This is a genomic window from Sphingomonas sp. DMC6 (assembly GCF_056314225.1).
Genome location: NZ_JBQUYT010000031.1, coordinates 1 through 837, shown reverse-complemented (window position 1 = coordinate 837; position 837 = coordinate 1). Strand labels below are relative to the sequence as shown.

Annotated in this window: 1 protein-coding gene and 1 pseudogene; one reads left to right on the top strand and one right to left on the bottom strand. The window is 59.1% G+C overall.

The features are described 5' to 3' along the window. Positions 1 to 78 precede the first annotated feature (78 nt). Positions 79 to 431 (bottom strand): annotated as a pseudogene (locus ACT53M_RS20145) (transposase); the annotation flags it as partial. Between the two features lie 70 nt (positions 432 to 501). On the opposite strand from ACT53M_RS20145, the gene ACT53M_RS20140 reads away from it, so the two are divergent. Next, positions 502 to 798, top strand: coding sequence for a hypothetical protein (locus tag ACT53M_RS20140; protein ID WP_476235701.1), 297 nt, complete (start codon positions 502 to 504; stop codon positions 796 to 798). Positions 799 to 837 lie beyond the last annotated feature (39 nt).

The window sequence follows — 837 nt, the reverse complement described above, 5'->3', positions numbered from 1 at the left end:
GCGTAGGAAGGCAGCCCAGTCCATGCTGGTGAACTGCACGCCCTGGTCCGAATGGATCAGCACCCCGTGCCTCGGCTAAAAGCCACTTGGCTGCACGGCTAGGCACCGGCACATCGCCCGCACGCCAAAACGATTGCGATGCTCGGCAATGAACGCGTATCTCACTTTGCATCCCGAGCGAAATACGCGGTGGCTTTTTTTAGGATGTCGCGCTCCTCGGTCACCCGGGCCAGCTCGCGCTTCAGCTGGCGGATCTCCGCGTCCTTGCCGGCATCGCCCGACCCCACCTTCGCCAGCTGCCGCTTCCACGAATACAGTGAGTGCTGGCTGACGCCGAGGCGCTGCGAAACCTCCGCTACCGGATACCCGCGCTCGGTGATCTGGGCCACCGCGTCACGCTTGAATCCATCGCTGAAATTGGGCTTCCCCATCGTCGCCTCCTGTCCTCAAAATTAGGATCCAAGGCGTCCAGAAATCTAGGGGCTACTCACCCCACGAGCCGTGGCACAGCGCATTTCTGATCTCCTTGGCCTCCTTGAGCTCGGAGATCAGCTTGCTGAAGTCGTGTTTCTTGGTTCGCGGATTTTCAATCAGCGCCTTCTCGTAGGTGATGATGAGGCCGCCCAGCTGATCCGTGAGCGCCTTTTCCAGTGTCCTGATCCACGCGTTGAAGGCTTCCGGATCCCCCTTGGGATCAAACTCTTTCGCGCCGGTGAGCGCGAAAATTGCTTTTGCCAGCTCACCTTCGATGAATCCGAAGTGAAGCGCCCCGGGTTTTCCGGAGGCTCCTATCTGTGAGAAGGAGCCACGATGAGCAATATGAGGAACAAGTTCTCA